Consider the following 17,075-nt stretch of genomic DNA (forward strand, 5'->3'; position numbering starts at 1 on the left):
AAGAGAGTCAAATGGGACGATTAGGACATATCATTTTTTGGATCTTGCTTGTGGTTATTTTGGGGGCCTATGCCACCTTTATAACATTTCATCTAGATTATCCAATATGGGTAGGAATACTCATTTTCTTAGCAATGCTTCTGGGTTTTATAATACTCGATAGCATTACCTGGGCTATTAGAAAATGGTATAAAAATAGGAACGCCGCGAAAGCCAAAGAAGCCGGCGAAAAAATTGAGACAGAAGGATTGCGCTTAACCCTGGAAAATGCGCTCAATCATATAGAAACAAATCATATCGCCGGTGGTGCAAAGCGTTTTTGGCAAATGCCCTGGATCATTTTTTTTGGTAAAACAACAATCCTCCTTTCTAATGGACTGAAACTACATACCCATTTTATGGTAGGTGATGCTGAAGACGAAGCCCTGCAACGCAATCAGGTTTATGTTCTTGATAATTTTGCCATATGGTGTGTTGATGCAGAACTCCTGGAATCCAACACCTCAAAAAAAGTAGAAAAACAATGGCTGGATTTTCTTAAGTACATTAAGAGTCAAAAGAAAACAATTACGCCTATTGATCAAATTGTTATCGAACTACCCGCCTCCAAGCTCTTAAATGACGATAAATCAGATATTGCCCATCATGCTCGAACATTAAAAGACAGAGTGGATCAAGTCAGCCTAATGACCGGTTATCGCCAGCAAGTCCTTTTTTGCATTACCCAATGCAATGACTTGACCGGTTTTGATGAATACGTAGAACTCATGCCTGACAACTTGTGGAGTCAAGCAATGGGTTATATTGTGACCAATCCATTAAAAGATTCAACATCAGTGGAACCGCTTAATTACATCAGCAATCGTGCGGATGAGGTAATTGATATTGTTTTATTTGATACTCAAAAACCAATCGATGTAACTGTATTTAACTTTCCATTAACCTTGAGAAAGCTTGAAGAAAACTATTCAAGGTTTACCAATCTATTTTTTGCCTCCTCCCCCTATACAGAACCCGCAGTACTGCATGGGGTTTATCTACTGGGTGAATATCAGCACAATGGCAAGGAAGAGAGTGTTTTTTATTATGATTTTATTGATCAAATCCAGCTCTCCCTCATCCGTCCTATGTCTTTATTAAACTCCGAAATTAAACAACGTAATAAGCGGAGATGGGAATATCTAGGTGTTTGGTATTTTGCGAGCGCTCTTGCTGCGGGTTATCTAATTTATGTCTACAACGCAACATCAAATCGTTTGGTTGAACTGATAAAACCTTTACCTAAAAAAGAATCCTTTTCAGATCAATTGGAACAAAATTTACTTCAGTTTGGCGATTATCATGTTTTGATGGGGCAGCTTGATCTCTTTAGAAATCAGTTGCAAATTAAAATATTACCTTACCGAGGCGGTTTAAATCGATTATACGCTTATTATAGCGAGCAATATGTCAATCATTTTAAACAATACATCTTAATGCTTCTTGATAATCGTATGGAGCAGATGCTTACTCACGGAGGTCTTACTGACACCCAGAAAGCCTACTTGGTTCAGAATATGGTAAGTCGGATTAATTTAATCCAGGCCAAAATAATTAGCGGTGTAAGCCCCACTACGCTAATGCAGATGCCTGATCCACAGATTAAATACTTGGGTTACAATCGATTACCGGAGCGTTTTCTTAACACGTTTGGCCCATTATACAAGGATTATGTCATTTGGAATTCAAATTCCGAGCAACTAAGGGGTGAGGCTGGTAAATTAACTCTCTGGCTTGATCAATCACATCTCTTGGCATCGGATTTGCGTTGGCTACTTGCATGGGCGAATACTCAAGACAATGCATCTGAACTGGGATTAAACAGCTTCTGGATAGGATCTAATGTTGTTAAAGAGTACCTTATTGACCCCGCATACACAAAAGCAGGATTTGCGGCCATTCAATCGTTACTAGTACAAATTAACCATGCTCTTCCCTTATACATCGATATGAGCCGATCCAAAAGTAGCTTTGAGGTGTGGTATTCCGAAACACGTCTTAATGTATGGAAAAACTTTGCACTTAATTTTTATAAAGGAACGAAAACCCTGGCCTTTCAATATGAATGGGATCAAACCTTTAATGACATGCTGCAAACCACCAGCCCTTATAATGCCTTCTTGCAAGATTTAGCATCAGAATTTCAGGGCAACCTTCCCTTTGCCAAGCCTCATTGGATTCAACTTGTTTTACAATTTTCCGACCTCATGGTGTACAGCCATAATAGTGAGACAGGAATTGAGTTTAAGCAGCTTTCCGATCTCATGTCAGATTGGATGAAAAAACTGCAGGAAAAGCCCTCTCAGTTGAAAGCAGATAGTCCCAGTAATGTTTATAACAGACCGCCGAGTGTTGCTAATAAGCTAAACTTCAACACTCAAGTGAATGCGGCCAAATCTTATATGAGATATCGTGATTTATTAAAGCAACTTTATAAGGAACCTTACGTACAATCAGTCAAGGCTTATACAAATGCTCGGGAGTTGTATTTAAGTCAAAGTGAAGTCGACAGACAATCTTCATTAGTTATGCAGGCTTATCAAGCTTTAGTTGATATGAGAAGAGCTCTTGAACATTTTGATCAACTCGACGCTTCTAATCCTTTTTGGACACTGATGCGTGGTCCATTGGACTATTACATTGACTATACAAATCGTTTTGCATCGTGCTATATCCAACAGAAGTGGCTGGATGAAGTGTATCTCCGAACGATTGCTTTAAGTGGTGAAGAGTTAAATCAAACATTATTTGCTAAAGGTGGCCTTGTCTGGATCTTTAATGACAAATACGCTCTTCCTTTCATGAAGCAAATAGGAACCCATTTCTTACCCAGATACATTTTAGGCCATGAATTTCCGTTTAAAGAGCAGTATTACCAGTTGTTAACCTTTGGAATGAGAATCAATGAAGATCTGGAAGCATTAGGCCATTTGAAACAAAAACCCGAAGAGCGCTCCCCGGTTAATTTAATGATCTATGCTCAACCCACAAACCTTGATGTGAAGGCTACCGTATTGCCTTATAAAACAGTATTACATGTTGAGTGTAAGGAAAAAGAATACAGCTTGGAAAATTATAATTACCCATCACAACAAAAAATTCCTAATTGGCAATTAGAGAGTTGTGGCCCAACTGAGATTACGTTGTTCTTCCCAGGGGCTAAATTAGTAATTCCATACCAAGGAGATGAAGGGTTTTTACACTTTTTACAGGACTTTGACACTGGAATTAAAGATTTTTATCCGCATAACTTTCCTGAACATACAAAATTTTTACAAGCGAATAAAATTGATAAGATTCGTGTTAGTTACTACATAAAAGGTGGCCATGACATCATGTGGCAAATTGCAAAATACTTTGCAGCACAAAGAGATTACAGAGTAGCGCAAAAGAATCTCTCGCATGTATCAAAGCTTCCAAGAACCATCACTGATTGCTGGGCCCAGGGTGAATACGATGTTTAAAATTGACTCGATCAACAAATTGGGAACCCAACCCATCCCGGGCTTGAATAAAGCAGGCCAAGAATGTTATGAGTTTTCTCAATACGCCCTGATTCGCAATGAAGTGCAAAAATTATCTCGAGTCGGGCAATCCTCAGATGTCCATTGGTTAAGCATTATTGATAATTCGATTGAGTTATTGACCTATTATACTAAAGACATTCAAATCGCTTCTTATTTGGCTTATGGCCTCTTTAATCAATACCAATTTAGAGGGCTTGCAGCGGGGTTAAATTTTCTTTTAGATTTTATCGTACATTTCTGGGAAGAAGCCTATCCTCAGGGACGACTAAAAGCCAAAATTGAGGCGCTAAACTGGTATGCGACCCAATCACTGAATCATTTAAAGCAGATCAAATTAGGTGCAGAAGATGAAGAGTTTGTGCAACCAAGTAGTAGCACATTAAAAAATCTCGAGCGAGAATTACTCACCCGTGGTGTAAATATCGAGCTTTTTTCAAATTTGCAAAAAAAGATCGAGTCCACTGAAGTCATTGTCCTACCCACAGCATCACAAGAGCAACCGATTATTGAGATGCAGAGCTCAAATCAACAGAACGAAGCGAGTGTTAATTTAGAACCGGCCTTCCTTCTATGCACTCGCTTCGCACGCGAATTAATCGAAAAGGATCGAGCCAATCCTTATGCTTATTATTTAAATCGTGTTGCAGCATGGGGTGGAATAGCAAGGATACCTTTTAACGACGATGGGTTGACGCTGGTAAAACCTCCTGAGTATTTCAATCAAGAACGCATCAAAAGAGTTCAAGATACGAAAAATTGGGCTGAAATAGTTGCCACAACAGAAGAAATACTCCCTCAAGAACCTTTTTGGCTCGATTTAAATTTAATTAGCCTTAATGCCTTGCAAAAGCTCGACGGCGCCTTTAATCCTGCCTATGAGACAATCAAATGTGAATTGGTTCATTTTATAAATAGAATTCCAGGTATTGAAAAATTAAAATTTAGCGACAAGACTCCTTTTCTAAGTGAAGACTACGTACCACAACTTAACCTGTTTATCGCCAAAAAGAACTCACAAAGTATAGACAGTGAGAAAACCTTATCTGCAATAGAGCAAAATCAGTTACAAGAAATAAAAGAAGTCATTGCTCAGTTGAATACCAAAAAACCCAATATATCTCCCCTGCAAATTGAATTGCTGCACAAAGACGCCATCAGTAACAAAGTAAAATTATTATCCTACATCGCCATGTGCGAATCATTGCTTGATGCAAATGAGCAATCGATTTTAAAACCCTATTTAACGTTTATTCTGGAATTAATCGATCAACATCAACTAATAGCCTGGGAACCCGGCTTAGCATTAGACGCACTTACTTTGACTTATCGCAGCATGAAGTTTTTGAAGAATTCCTTTTCAACCCAGGAAATGGATCATGTATTTTCCTTGATCACGAAATTGGACCCCAATACAGCAAGGGAACTCGCTTAACTCTGAGGAATAAACCTTCTTTAAAATTCGTTATGAAACGAGTACAATCCGCTTGATTTTTAACTTATTTCATTACTTCCCCAAGAAATCGGTAATGACGGAGGACAGGTAACTTAGCAATCTTAATCAAAAATCCAGCTTGGCTGTTGAGAAAGATTATAAGTAAACTGCCCTCTTGATTCTCGATGAAAACACCTTCACGTTTTATCCAGGAAATCTAAAAACCGTTCACTCATATTTTTCTCATTCAATTGGTCAGCTGATTTAACACTTATGCACTTAAAGTTTGAAACTGATCCATTGGTTGCTCAATGTCCTCATATATGTATCCAGTATTGAAAAGGAATTAAATAATGAAAAATTTAAAAGATCAAATCAAAAAGATCTACCCCCATATACCCACCTACAGTATTACCGATTTGCTATCCCAAATAGAACGATTTATTACCCAGCTCAGTGAATTACAAAACTTCTTCAATTTTTATGGCACTCCCAGTAATGAACTACTCAAAAGTACTGATCCTTTTTCCTATAACATGATTCATATTCTTTTGTCACTAAAGAAAAGGATTGGAAATCTGCAAGAATTTTATAAATGGGAGAATCTCATCTATGTGATCGCCCTGCGAAATGAACTTGATGATGTCCAAGTTCGCAACCATTGGACTGCCTTTTTTTTAACATGTGACGTGCTTCAAACCAGTATCATCAATGCTTTTGCTAAACGACTCCCCAATACTGATAGAAAGCATAACGTTGAAAACATACCCAACCATAAGATTGATGATGAATTGCACCAATTGCTAAAGCAGCTTCGTGCTCAGATTGATGATTTAAAATTAAAAACGCATGAATTATTTGGGTTTGTGAACAACGCTGCATTTAGTGACCAACAGACGGCAGTGCCTTCCGTCATGACCTCAAAGGAAGAGCATCTTTTTTTTTCGATGCCAGAAGAGGTAAAAGTGAGTATTTTGACTCATTTGGATGTAGAGGATTTAATCTCCGCCCAGCTTGCATCAAAAGATTTATCAACTACTGCAGGTACCGCTTTTGCAGTGCGCTTTAAAAAAAATCCAGTGCAAGTTCTCGCCCATTTAAATGAAGTCGCCCCAAAGGAAGCCTATGACTTTGTTGAAGGATACCAACGGACAAGCGAATACAAGGCTCTAAAAAGTCTGGTTGAACATAAAATGCCAATGTCAGATTACGAGGTAGCCTGTTACATGTTGACTCGTCATGATCAACGGCTTCCCGATATCGAACAATTAAAAAGGATCAGCACTGCTTCGCATATCGATGAACAGACGAGAGACCATCTACTTATACTTATCCAAAATACCCTACAGATTGATATAGCAACTCAATTTGCTTATTCAGCGCACAGCTTCGTGAAAGCAAATGCATTATTTGAATTATTTCTAAAAACTTTTCCTAAACGCTACCTCAATCTTTTACCCTTTGTCTATTTTCCAAATGTCCAATTGGTTGATGCAGATTTATCGCATGCGCCGCTTTCTCATACTTATATCTTCTCGATGGACATGTCCAAAATAAACTTAGCTCACGCAGACTTAAGATATGCAAATTTGAGAAGTAACTCATTGAATTTTGCTAATATGCAACAAACAAATTTGAAATGGTCTAATTTGAGCGGTAGCTCATTGAATTTCGCTGATATGCGGCAAGCAAATTTGAGAGGGGCTAATTTGAGTGGTGCGGTACTTGATGGCACCCTCATTGATGGGGCTGATTTTAGCGGCGTGAACCTAGCCTATGCTCAACTTATTGATCTGGATATGCGCAACATCGATTTGAGCCAAGTGAATGTTGAATGGAGTTATTTGAACAATGTACGCCTGGTTCCCGATGCAGCTCTTGAACATGTAGAAGCATTGGAAGATTTTTTTAACTCCTTTGAAAAAAATCTTGCGGAGCATCCTCTTGAGAGTCAAATAAAATGGAGGATCCAGATGTTAAAGGATCTGAAACGACTGATGCATTCATCTGCAGAAAGACATGAAACCAATCTACTGTTTTTAAAAAAAATACTCGCGCATTATCCTCCGCAAACATTATCAAGCACTATTTTTACCAAGAAACATCCATTTGGCCACCTGTTCGAACACGTTCAATTAATTCAAGCAGAACATCGAACGGACAAGGCAGAACTCCCTCTTCAAGAGGAGGTAATTTCCATACTTGATGAGTGGAAACTTCAAATTGAGCAGGCCCCCTTCCCTGACTATCGAATCACCACTGGGGACTTAGATAAAAGATTCGGAAATTGTTTCGCAAAAGTGCCTGGGTTAACGAATGTGAATCAGATTTGTCAACTCTCAGGCAAGCATTTTTTTCTTCAGCAACTGTTTTATTTAGACTACAAATACTCAAAGCTTAAACCTTTTTTAGTGAATTACCCACAACATGAACGGAGTGTTGGAGGGGATTACTGGCGGTATGCCAGCCAAATATTTGATGGCGAGCTGTTTAACCTTGAGCAATTACAAAAAATCCAACCCGAAGAGTTGGACAATTATCTTTATGGCGAGGAGGATTTTATTATCAAGAAAAGTGGGCGCAACTTAAATAGAGTGAAATTGGGCGGCTTATTTATCAGCTATACCCCGGGAGGGAACGGCTCTTGTCCGACAAAGGTAGAAATTATTGATTTTCAGAACAAACGTCTAAAATTTGGGTTCGATATTGGACATTACTCTTCAATAAATTCTGAAATCTACCTTCCTATGGATCTCCTCAATCTTGAGTCGACTCGTTATGGATATTATCTATATCCCAAGGATGTAGCAGCTACGCGAGCAGCCCTTGAATTGAGAGCAAGCGTCACTCATTATATTTTTGCAACCCAAAAGGGGCCTGTACCTGAATTAGTTCCAATCACAACAATAGAGCCCTTCCCTGAAAAGGAACGTGAAGTGACCGAAACTCCGAAGGATGAAGCTGAAAATCCGTTACCAGGAAAGAACCGTTATGGCTTATACCACCATAAACCTAAAAAACCGTGTTTAATGGTTTCGGAAACAATGCTTTGCGTACTAACATGAGAAATTGGAGGCACATTTTATGTGGCCAGCACAACGCTGGTATATAATATCTCTCACCGTGTCATTGTTATTATTTAGAGTAATATCTTTGATTTTATTTCAAAATTTTGTCGCTTTTAAGGTATCCAATGAAATCGTATCGAAAAGAATTATGGTTCCACGTTCCTGAACGGATGGGGTTTATCAATATAACCGAACAGGTACGTGAATGCCTGAGAGATAGCCGCATTCAGGAAGGATTCGTTTTAGTCAATGCAATGCATATTACCGCATCGGTTTTTATTAACGACGATGAGGAAGGTCTGCACCAGGATTATATAAAATGGTTAGAACAAATGGCCCCGCATGAACCCATATCGCATTATCAACATAACAATACTGGAGAAGATAATGGAGATGCTCATATAAAAAGGCAAATAATGGGCCGAGAAGTTGTAGTTGCTATTACTGAAGGAGCGCTTGATTTTGGACCATGGGAGCAAATTTTTTATGGCGAATTCGATGGATGCCGCGATAAAAGAGTCCTTATAAAAATTATTGGTGAATAAAGGATATGTTTGATCATTATCCACACTGCTTACCTGCCACAAACTCATCGCGGGCACGCAGGTAGAGATGAGTTGAGCCATCATCTGAGCACAAAGATTTTCATGTAGGCCAAATTCAAAGCTCTATAAAAATTTTTATTTTTATTTTCAATGAATTGATTTCAATGTACTCATTTAAAAAATCTTTTTAAAATTGCATTCTTTGTTTTAATAAAGTTGAAAATGGCAAAAATAAGCGCATTAAATTATCTACCAGTTTCCTGTTTTAATAGGTCTGTACTTACTATCCAATTCAAATTGAAATAAAGCATTGGTAATTGTCTATGATTACCTTTAATTTCTGTGTATTATCCCTGGCAATTTGTGTTTATTTTAATAAAAGGGGAGTTTTATGAAGCATCTTGCCAATAATATGCTGCGCACAAAAAACATGGTGGGATTGTTGAGCGCTATGGGTGTTCATATAGATGATACCAAAGTGGTATGTCATGATGAGCGCGTTGTTTTTCACTCCAAAACAACAAAGGAAAGTGAACGTCTGGCGGCTGAGTTGCAAGAACTTTTACAGCAAAATACTGTAAAACCAGCCCTGAACAGAGTAACTCTTGCTGAGTTACTGACTGATGAGATTAATCAAGCCTCCTGCGCTGATAGTGTAACCGCTGATACACACAGAAAATCTTGCCTGGCCGTATTGAATGTTTTGCAACTTACTGGACTCGATTTCACTATAGATGAGCAACAGGAATACTTGAACATCCAATTACCCTCTGCCGCCTATGCTCCATTATTTAATTCCCTGAATTATCAATACATGAGTATTGAAGGTGAGAAGATAAAATTTAACGTCAAAGAGTTTCTAAAAAATCACCAGCAAGAACTCATTTTAATTGATGGAAAATCACCTTTGCTTTTGGTGCACTCGAATTCATTTGAAGATAAAAAGATTTTTTATGCAGAAAAACGAGTGAGCGAGGATACGCTTGAAGTGACTCCCTATTTTTTCGTTCCCGAAGCACTGACACCCCCTACTTATCATTTTGTTTTAGACACCAGTGACAGTATGCAAGGACCGCGCTTAACCAAGTTGAAAAAGAGTGTCATTGAGTTCGCCGATGCCTTATTTAAATTTCAGCCCGATGCAGTGATTAATATTAGTGAGTTTAACAGCGAAACTAAAAATGTTGGCATGGGCAGTTACCGACAAAAGGATTTTGTCCAATTGTCTGAAAATGTGAATAGGTTAAAAGCTAAAGGATATACGCGTCTTTTTGGTACGGTCTCCGATCAATTATCGATGCTTATGAAATCAACCCAACATAATAATATTTTATTATTTACCGATGGCGAGAATACTATAGGCGATAACACCGCACTCAGTATGGCTCTTGAAAAATCAGTTATATCCTTGAAAAACGAGTCCTCTCTGGTTCCTGCTCGTAATAAATTCTTTATCTTAAGTTATGGTATAACTCAAGCTTCAGTATTGGATGAAGTAGCCAAACTCTTTGGCTCTCTTGTTCTTAATACAGATACGATTGATTTTGCTGAGGCTTTAGATAAAAAAGAGAAACTGCAGGAATGGGCGGCTGTTCGAGAGTTATTTAACTGTCGCATGGAAGTGGTTGATAACACAACCCTTGATGCAAAATCAGAGGAATATGTTTGTGCTTATGATATGTCGGGGCAATTTGTTGCACTAAAATCAAAACAATATAAAGACAACGAAACCCTATATTTAACTATTACCGACAGTAATGGTAAAACACTGCTTGATGATAAAAAATTGTTTGCTAAAAAACCTGTAGAGGTTTCTCTGGCCCCAGGTAGCGCAAAAACAGCAACTCAACTTGGTGTATTTTCCTTGCAGTCAGGAAATAAGAGTCAAGAAGAAAGTTATACTCCATCAGTATTCTCTACCAATCTATAAATTTTAATTTATTGTTTTTGAAACCATAGGCCAATCAAGGCCTATGGTTTGTTGCAGACTCAAATAGGTAGACCGAATTTTTTTGATGAATAGCTTTTTCTTTTTAAATTCCCTACTTAATGAATTTAAAAATTGTCTTGGAACATGAGATAGAATCCGTCAAAATGAATGATTTGCCTGCTCAAGGGTAAGCTATAAAGGATAAACGATTGAGCGCTAAGAATATTACAGATACTGATTTCTTTGGAAAGACGATAATTTATCGCACGCATGATTCCTGGGGGGATATTTTCGTAATTGATAGAGGAAATATTAGAGCGCTAAATTTCGATCCAGTCTATGATCAGACCGGTATTTATATTCAATATCCTCATATTCCCGTACATGAGTATACTCGCGTGATGTTGTTAGTTCTTGCATTCGTAAAACCAAGCCATATCACTTTATTGGGCTTGGGCGGAGGGAGTTTGATTCATTGCCTTCACTTTCTTTTACCCGAGTGCCCGCTTTTTTGTATTGAACTACGCCAGAAAGTATATGATGTAGCAACGAATTTTTTTCAATTACCAGAAAGTCAAAATATTGAAATATTAATTGCAGACGCCCAGATTGCAATCAAATTTCAAAAAAGTAACAACACGCAAGTCATTTTTGCTGACATGTACCTTGATTATGGAATGGACTCATTTCAAATCCAACAACAGTTTATCGAACAAGCTTATCGTGTTTTGGATGATACAGGCTGGCTGGTTATCAATTTCCATGAACTTCCTGAATTGAATTCCCCTTTTATTCTATCCATGCGAGATTATTTTGCTGAATTATTTATTTGTCCTACAGTGAGCGATAACTATATTTTATTTGCCAGCAAGTGTTCTGTTGCAGAGTTACACTCCGAGCGCTATCAAACAATCCTTACTGAATTAGAAAATAAACTCAACATCAAGCTACTCCGCTTATTTAAAAAAATAAAAAATTATAAAAGTGAATAGCACCGAAAAGAAACCATTCATTAAATCTAATATTACGTCAACAGTAAAACTGCTTTACAATAATAGACAAACCAACTAAAAGAGTGTTTGTCACTCGAACAATAGAATACAGCTATGCAAAAAAAATTCGTATCATCCATTTTACTCATCACTTGCTGTTTATTAACCGGGTGCTGGTCCGTACAAAAAGGGCAAAAATCCGGAGTTATTGTGAAGGTTGCCAAAGAAGGTAGGATTTGGGGGACCTATGAAGGAGAAATGATTCTGGGTGGTTTAGAAAACGCCAGTGGAGCAAGTGGACGTGCTTTTCATTTTACTTTGGGGCAATTCAAATCTGAACTGGTAGAGCAAGCTGATTTTGCCATGCAAAATAACAAACATGTAATCATTAGCTATCATTGTGATGCCTATACTCTCCCCTGGAGTGGCGAAACTAAATGTTTTGTAAACAAAATTGATGTATTGCCGGATAAATAGATTAACAGCATAAAACCTGGGAATTTTTTAAGTCTGTCTATCCTTATGAACACGCCAACTCAGCGTCTTTCAAGGAACATATGCTCATTTTAAGAAATATCTTACAAAAATTTAAGCACATAAGGTAATGACCTTTTAGAAAATTTTGCTATCCTTAACAGAACGAGGAAATAAACAATGGATGTTTTCAAAAGGAATACAGAGCGTCATGGATGACGCGAGCCACATGGACGTGGTAGCTCCTCCTCGTTACTTCATGATTATAAGACTCAATATCAGCAGATCCTACTAAATCATTTCTAAGCATAAAAAACTTCATATTGATTGAACCGTCACTTTTTCTAAAATCAACTGATTCTTCTTCATAAAACAACATAATAAAAAAATATGAGTGAGTTTGGTTTATAATTGGAAGAAGAACATTTTGAATTCCATGAGGGATACTATGATCAAAGGTTCCGAGCTCTTAGTTGCAGCCCTTGAAAACGAGGGGGTAGAACACATTTTTGGTATTCCCGGCGAGGAAAATCTCGATGTTGTAGAAGCACTTCGTAACTCCTCCATCGAACTGGTACTCACCCGGCATGAGCAAGCAGCTGCATTTATGGCCGCGACTTATGGTCGATTAACCGGGAAACCCGGAGTTTGTATGACCACCCTTGGCCCCGGAGCACTAAATCTCACGACCGGCGCAGCTTATGCCCTTCTGGGGGCGATGCCGATGATCATGATTACAGGACAAAAAGGGGTTTTATCCTCGCATCAAGCGCGATTTCAGATGGTGAATACGATAGCTACCATGCAGCCCTTAACCAAAATGTCGCGTCAAATTATATCCCCTGCAATGATCCCAACCATTGTACGCGAAGCATTTCATCTTGCCCAAGAAGAAACACCGGGGCCGGTACATTTAGAACTCCCTGAGGACATTGCCGCAGAACGAATCAAAAAGGTTGCCCTCATCCCGCCACACCCTATTGAATATCCCGTAGCAAGCGAAGCAGCCCTTAATCGCGCCGCAGAAATGATTATTCAAGCCAAGCGACCACTCGTGATGCTCGGTGCGGCCGCTTCACGTCCCAGAGCGACGAATGCGCTTGCGCAATTTATTTTGCGGACCAAACTTCCTTATTTCACCACACAGATGGGAAAAGGGACTGTTTCAGGAGCCACAGAGCTTTATATGGGGACAGCCGCACTTTCAGAACGGGATTATGTTCATGAAGCAATAGAACAGGCGGACCTCATTATTACCATAGGCCATAGTACCGTAGAAAAACCTCCTTTTATCATGGGAACCAGCCATCTTAAGGTCATTCATGTTGGATACCAATCGGCTACCGTGGAACAAATTTATTTTCCTCAAGCAGAAGTTATTGGTGATATGGGGCCCTCTTTAAATTTGCTCGCAGACAAACTTGAAGGAAAGCTTCCTCATGCGAATGCGCTTTTGCATTTACGCGAAGGTATTTTGAACAAAATTACTGCGCGAGCTACTGAAGATCGCTTTACTCCACAACGTATGGTCTATGACGTACGGCAAGTCATGCCGCATGATGGAATTCTCGCATTGGATAATGGAATGTATAAAATCTGGTTTGCCCGCAATTATCGGACACAAATGGCAAATACCATTCTTCTTGATAATGCACTAGCGACTATGGGCGCTGGGCTTCCATCAGCAATTATGGCCTCACTTTTATATCCTAAGCGTCGCGTCATGGCTGTATGCGGTGATGGGGGATTTATGATGAACAGCCAAGAGTTAGAAACCGCAGTCAGGTTAAAGTTAAACCTAGTGGTCCTGATTATTGAAGATCATGCATTTGGAATGATTCGTTGGAAACAGGCGGTAGATCATTTTCCTGATTTCGGCATGACCTTCACGAATCCTGACTTAATCAAATATGCTGAGTCCTATGGAGCACATGGGACCCGAGTTGAAAAAATTGAAGACTTTCAGTCCATTCTCGAGAATGCATTCACTGCAGGAGGAGTACAGCTTGTTATTTTCCCAATCGATTATTCAGAAAATAAACGTGTCCTTGTCGATGAATTACAACAACGTCTATCGCCAGCACCAGCGAAAAAGGGAGCATCATGAAAAAAACACTACACGTGGTACAAGCATTTGACCGGGCATTGATCAAAGAAATTCCCGTAGATGATGAGCAAGCACTGAGCACAAAGCTTAAGATCGCAGCATCAACATTAGAACATCGCAACGGTTGGCTTAAACCTTATGAACGCATGGCCATCTTGAAACACGCAGCTCAATTATTAGCAGCTGAGCAGGAACGCTTTGCCAGGCTCATTGCGCAAGAAGGAGGGAAACCGTTTACTGACGCTGTAATTGAAGTGACACGCGCCATAGATGGGTTAAACGATGCCGCAGAAGAGTTGCGGCATTTCGCAGGCAAAGAAATTCCTATGGGCCTTACCCCTGCAAGTGATCATCGCTGGGCGTTCACAATTAAAGAACCGATTGGCGTCGTAGCAGCTATTTCAGCATTTAATCATCCTTTAAATCTTATTGTGCATCAAATCGCTCCAGCAATCGCGGTGGGATGCCCGGTAATTATTAAGCCGGCTACTACAACACCCTTATGTTGTTTAGAACTCATCCAATTACTACGAAAAGCAGGCCTTCCAGAAGCATGGTGTCAAACCTTTATCACCGAGGATAATTCCCTGGCTGAGCAACTTGCTACCGATGAACGGATTGCTTTCTTAAGCTTTATTGGCTCGGCCAAAGTCGGTTGGAGTTTACGAAGCAAACTTTCCCCAGGAACTCGTTGTGCCTTAGAGCATGGCGGTGCAGCGCCGGTAATTGTAGATCGCAGCGCCAACATCCAGAAAACCACCCAGTCTCTTGTCAAAGGTGGGTATTACCATGCCGGACAAGTATGTGTTTCTGTACAACGCATTTTTGTGCATAAAGACATTATCACGCCATTTATGGATGAATTCGTGAAACGGGTCACATCATTGCGCGTAGGGGATCCGCTCTTAAAAGAAACAGAGGTGGGGCCATTAATTCTCCCACGTGAAACAGAACGCGTCATGTCGTGGATCGATGAAGCAGTGGATAAAGGCGCCCAACTATTTGGTGGAGGCAGGCTCTCTACAACAACCCTACTTCCAGCCGTCTTACTCAATCCACCTGTTGATGCTAAAGTGTCCCAATTGGAAATTTTTGGCCCGGTAACCTGTGTTTATGAATATGAACAACTTGATGAAGCAATTCGTATTGCGAACTCACTACCCGTTGCCTTTCAAGCCAGCGTATTTTCTGAGGATATAGAACCGGCATTAAAAGCAGCAGAATGCCTTGAAGCCTCCACAGTACTGATTAATGATCATACCGCATTTCGCACCGATTGGATGCCGTTTGCAGGATTAAAGCAATCGGGTTACGGTATCGGAGGAATACCATGGACGATGCACGATATGTCCAAGGAAAAAATGATTGTTTTGAAAAAGAACTGAATATGCGTTACAGCTAACTTAATAAGAAAATCTATACCTTGTTGGCCCGGACGGCGAGGAGAGATTTCTTTTAGTTTGCTAAGCCAACTAAAGGGTTTAAGCAAACCAAATATTAGATTCTAAAGCAGTACAGCAAGTTCATGCAAAACCTATTACCAAGGCACCGATGAAAATTAAAAGTCCTCCAATGATGACTGAAAAATTCACATGAACTTGATTAAATAAAAACCAGGTAAAAATGATAGTAAATAGAGGATAGGTTAATTCGACGATACCTGCGATTGTAGCGTTTTTAAGGTTAATGGAGGTGGCGATAAAATAACTGGCGATGAGTACAATTGCAATTTCGGCAATAGTTAACAAAAGTAAACCAGAATCCGTTGTTAGTACTTCAATGTCTCTTTTCATCGTAGTAAAAAAAGAAATACCGGAAAACAATATAGCGCCAATTATCATTTCTAATGCCAATAGGGTAATCGGTGAAATACTATTTAGTATTTTTTCAGCTAAAGCATAATTAAATCCCCATAAGATGGCGGCAAGGATAGCAAAAGTGAACCACATGATTTACTCCATGAAAAACGATTTTCTTTTTTGATTTGTTTTTATTTGAACAAGAACGAATCTTTAAAGCAGAACTGGAACTCAAAACCGAGTGTCTATTATAGCAACAAATAGATAAATAATCAATCACTTGTTGCATGAACAACATATCGAGAAACCTTATAAGTCCGCAGAACCTTTGAACGATTTATTCCGGATTCTCTTTTTGTTGCACTACATTGAATAAAAAATACCTGACATATTCCTGTCTAAATGTTCGAGCATACTCTATATTAGAAACTGTATTTATCACTCAAGTGTGATATCGCAAAGAGAAGAAAAATGATCCACAGAAAATTGAATTTAATCTTTGATTTTGATGGTACATTAGCCGATAGTTTCCACATTGCCATTGAGAAATTGACGCTATTAGCTAATGAACTTAATTTGCGCAAAATAGAACCCTCCGAATTAGAAATACTAAGAAATCTCACATCAAAAGAACTCATCCATTATTTAAAAATTCCATTTTTTAAACTTCCTCACCTAATGCATCGAGCAAGAGAGCATATGAAAAATGAAATTTCTACCTTATCCATATTTATCGATCTGCCTGAAGTACTTACTGAATTGAAGCATTTAGATTGCACCATGGGAATAGTAACCTCGAATTCATTAGTAAATGTTTCAACCTGGCTTGAGCAACATCAAATGCAGAATATATTTAATTTTATTCACGCAGAATCGAGCTATTTTGGTAAAGGATACTTATTAAAAAAAGCAATTAAATCATACGCAATGAAATTGGATGATACTTTTTACATTGGAGATGAAACCAGAGATATTGAAGCGGCTAAAAAATGTCATATTCAATCTATTGCTGTCACCTGGGGCTTTAATTCAGAATCATTACTGACTCGTTATAATCCAACCCATATTGCAAGAAATCCGCAAAATATATTAACTATTGTGAACGATCTATTTTAATTGTTCCGATTGAAAAATATCTTCAAATCATAATATGAATAGTAAT

Annotated in this window: 11 protein-coding genes; 10 read left to right on the forward strand and 1 reads right to left on the reverse strand. The window is 38.8% G+C overall.

Annotated elements, in window-relative coordinates:
- Positions 1-11: 11 nt before the first annotated feature.
- The 9 genes from BW930_RS05015 to BW930_RS05055 all read left to right on the forward strand — a co-directional run bounded on the left by BW930_RS05015 (position 12) and on the right by BW930_RS05055 (position 15,499).
- A complete protein-coding gene (locus BW930_RS05015) occupies positions 12-3,503 on the forward strand; it encodes a type VI secretion protein IcmF/TssM N-terminal domain-containing protein (RefSeq protein WP_058467057.1) in 3,492 nt (1,163 codons plus the stop codon).
- Positions 3,496-4,998: a TssA family type VI secretion system protein gene (locus BW930_RS05020; RefSeq protein WP_058467056.1), complete on the forward strand. Its 1,503-nt coding sequence runs from the start codon at positions 3,496-3,498 to the stop codon at positions 4,996-4,998. The genes BW930_RS05015 and BW930_RS05020 overlap by 8 nt, the downstream gene beginning before the upstream one ends.
- Positions 4,999-5,351: 353 nt before the next feature.
- Positions 5,352-8,063, forward strand: coding sequence for a pentapeptide repeat-containing protein (locus BW930_RS05025; RefSeq protein ID WP_058467055.1), 2,712 nt, complete (start codon positions 5,352-5,354; stop codon positions 8,061-8,063).
- Between the two features lie 128 nt (positions 8,064-8,191).
- Positions 8,192-8,611 carry a secondary thiamine-phosphate synthase enzyme YjbQ gene (locus BW930_RS05030; protein ID WP_058467054.1) on the forward strand — a complete coding sequence of 140 codons (420 nt, stop codon included), beginning with the start codon at positions 8,192-8,194 and terminating at the stop codon, positions 8,609-8,611.
- Between the two features lie 391 nt (positions 8,612-9,002).
- Positions 9,003-10,541, forward strand: a complete 1,539-nt coding sequence (locus tag BW930_RS05035; RefSeq protein WP_058467053.1) for a VWA domain-containing protein — start codon at positions 9,003-9,005, stop codon at positions 10,539-10,541.
- Between the two features lie 209 nt (positions 10,542-10,750).
- Positions 10,751-11,533 (forward strand): class I SAM-dependent methyltransferase, encoded by a 783-nt coding sequence (locus BW930_RS05040; protein ID WP_058467052.1) that lies wholly within the window; start codon positions 10,751-10,753, stop codon positions 11,531-11,533.
- A 114-nt stretch (positions 11,534-11,647) separates the two neighbouring features.
- Positions 11,648-12,010 carry a hypothetical protein gene (locus BW930_RS05045; RefSeq protein WP_058467051.1) on the forward strand — a complete coding sequence of 121 codons (363 nt, stop codon included), beginning with the start codon at positions 11,648-11,650 and terminating at the stop codon, positions 12,008-12,010.
- A 445-nt stretch (positions 12,011-12,455) separates the two neighbouring features.
- Complete coding sequence (locus tag BW930_RS05050) at positions 12,456-14,114, forward strand: acetolactate synthase large subunit (RefSeq protein WP_058467050.1); 1,659 nt, start codon at positions 12,456-12,458, stop codon at positions 14,112-14,114.
- Complete coding sequence (locus BW930_RS05055; RefSeq protein ID WP_058467049.1) at positions 14,111-15,499, forward strand: aldehyde dehydrogenase family protein; 1,389 nt, start codon at positions 14,111-14,113, stop codon at positions 15,497-15,499. Before BW930_RS05050 ends, BW930_RS05055 begins: the two co-directional genes overlap by 4 nt.
- Before the next feature lie 138 nt (positions 15,500-15,637).
- On the opposite strand, the gene BW930_RS05060 is transcribed toward BW930_RS05055, so the two are convergent.
- Positions 15,638-16,063, reverse strand: a complete 426-nt coding sequence (locus BW930_RS05060) for a DMT family transporter (protein WP_058467048.1) — start codon at positions 16,061-16,063, stop codon at positions 15,638-15,640.
- Between the two features lie 321 nt (positions 16,064-16,384).
- Between BW930_RS05060 and BW930_RS05065 the strand changes: the two genes are divergently transcribed.
- Positions 16,385-17,029 carry an HAD hydrolase-like protein gene (locus BW930_RS05065; protein WP_058467047.1) on the forward strand — a complete coding sequence of 215 codons (645 nt, stop codon included), beginning with the start codon at positions 16,385-16,387 and terminating at the stop codon, positions 17,027-17,029.
- Positions 17,030-17,075 lie beyond the last annotated feature (46 nt).

The organism is Fluoribacter gormanii (assembly GCF_900156395.1).
GTDB classification, from domain to species: Bacteria; Pseudomonadota; Gammaproteobacteria; order Legionellales; family Legionellaceae; genus Legionella; species Legionella gormanii.

Bases quoted from the DNA above. Each gene is read 5' to 3' on its own strand.
- BW930_RS05015 (WP_058467057.1), top strand. From the start codon at position 12: ATGGGACGATTAGGACATATCATTTTTTGGATCTTGCTTGTGGTTATT.
- BW930_RS05020 (WP_058467056.1), top strand. From the start codon at position 3,496: ATGTTTAAAATTGACTCGATCAACAAATTGGGAACCCAACCCATCCCG.
- BW930_RS05025 (WP_058467055.1), top strand. From the start codon at position 5,352: ATGAAAAATTTAAAAGATCAAATCAAAAAGATCTACCCCCATATACCC.
- BW930_RS05030 (WP_058467054.1), top strand. From the start codon at position 8,192: ATGAAATCGTATCGAAAAGAATTATGGTTCCACGTTCCTGAACGGATG.
- BW930_RS05035 (WP_058467053.1), top strand. From the start codon at position 9,003: ATGAAGCATCTTGCCAATAATATGCTGCGCACAAAAAACATGGTGGGA.
- BW930_RS05045 (WP_058467051.1), top strand. From the start codon at position 11,648: ATGCAAAAAAAATTCGTATCATCCATTTTACTCATCACTTGCTGTTTA.
- BW930_RS05050 (WP_058467050.1), top strand. From the start codon at position 12,456: ATGATCAAAGGTTCCGAGCTCTTAGTTGCAGCCCTTGAAAACGAGGGG.
- BW930_RS05055 (WP_058467049.1), top strand. From the start codon at position 14,111: ATGAAAAAAACACTACACGTGGTACAAGCATTTGACCGGGCATTGATC.
- BW930_RS05060 (WP_058467048.1), bottom strand. From the start codon at position 16,063: ATGTGGTTCACTTTTGCTATCCTTGCCGCCATCTTATGGGGATTTAAT.
- BW930_RS05065 (WP_058467047.1), top strand. From the start codon at position 16,385: ATGATCCACAGAAAATTGAATTTAATCTTTGATTTTGATGGTACATTA.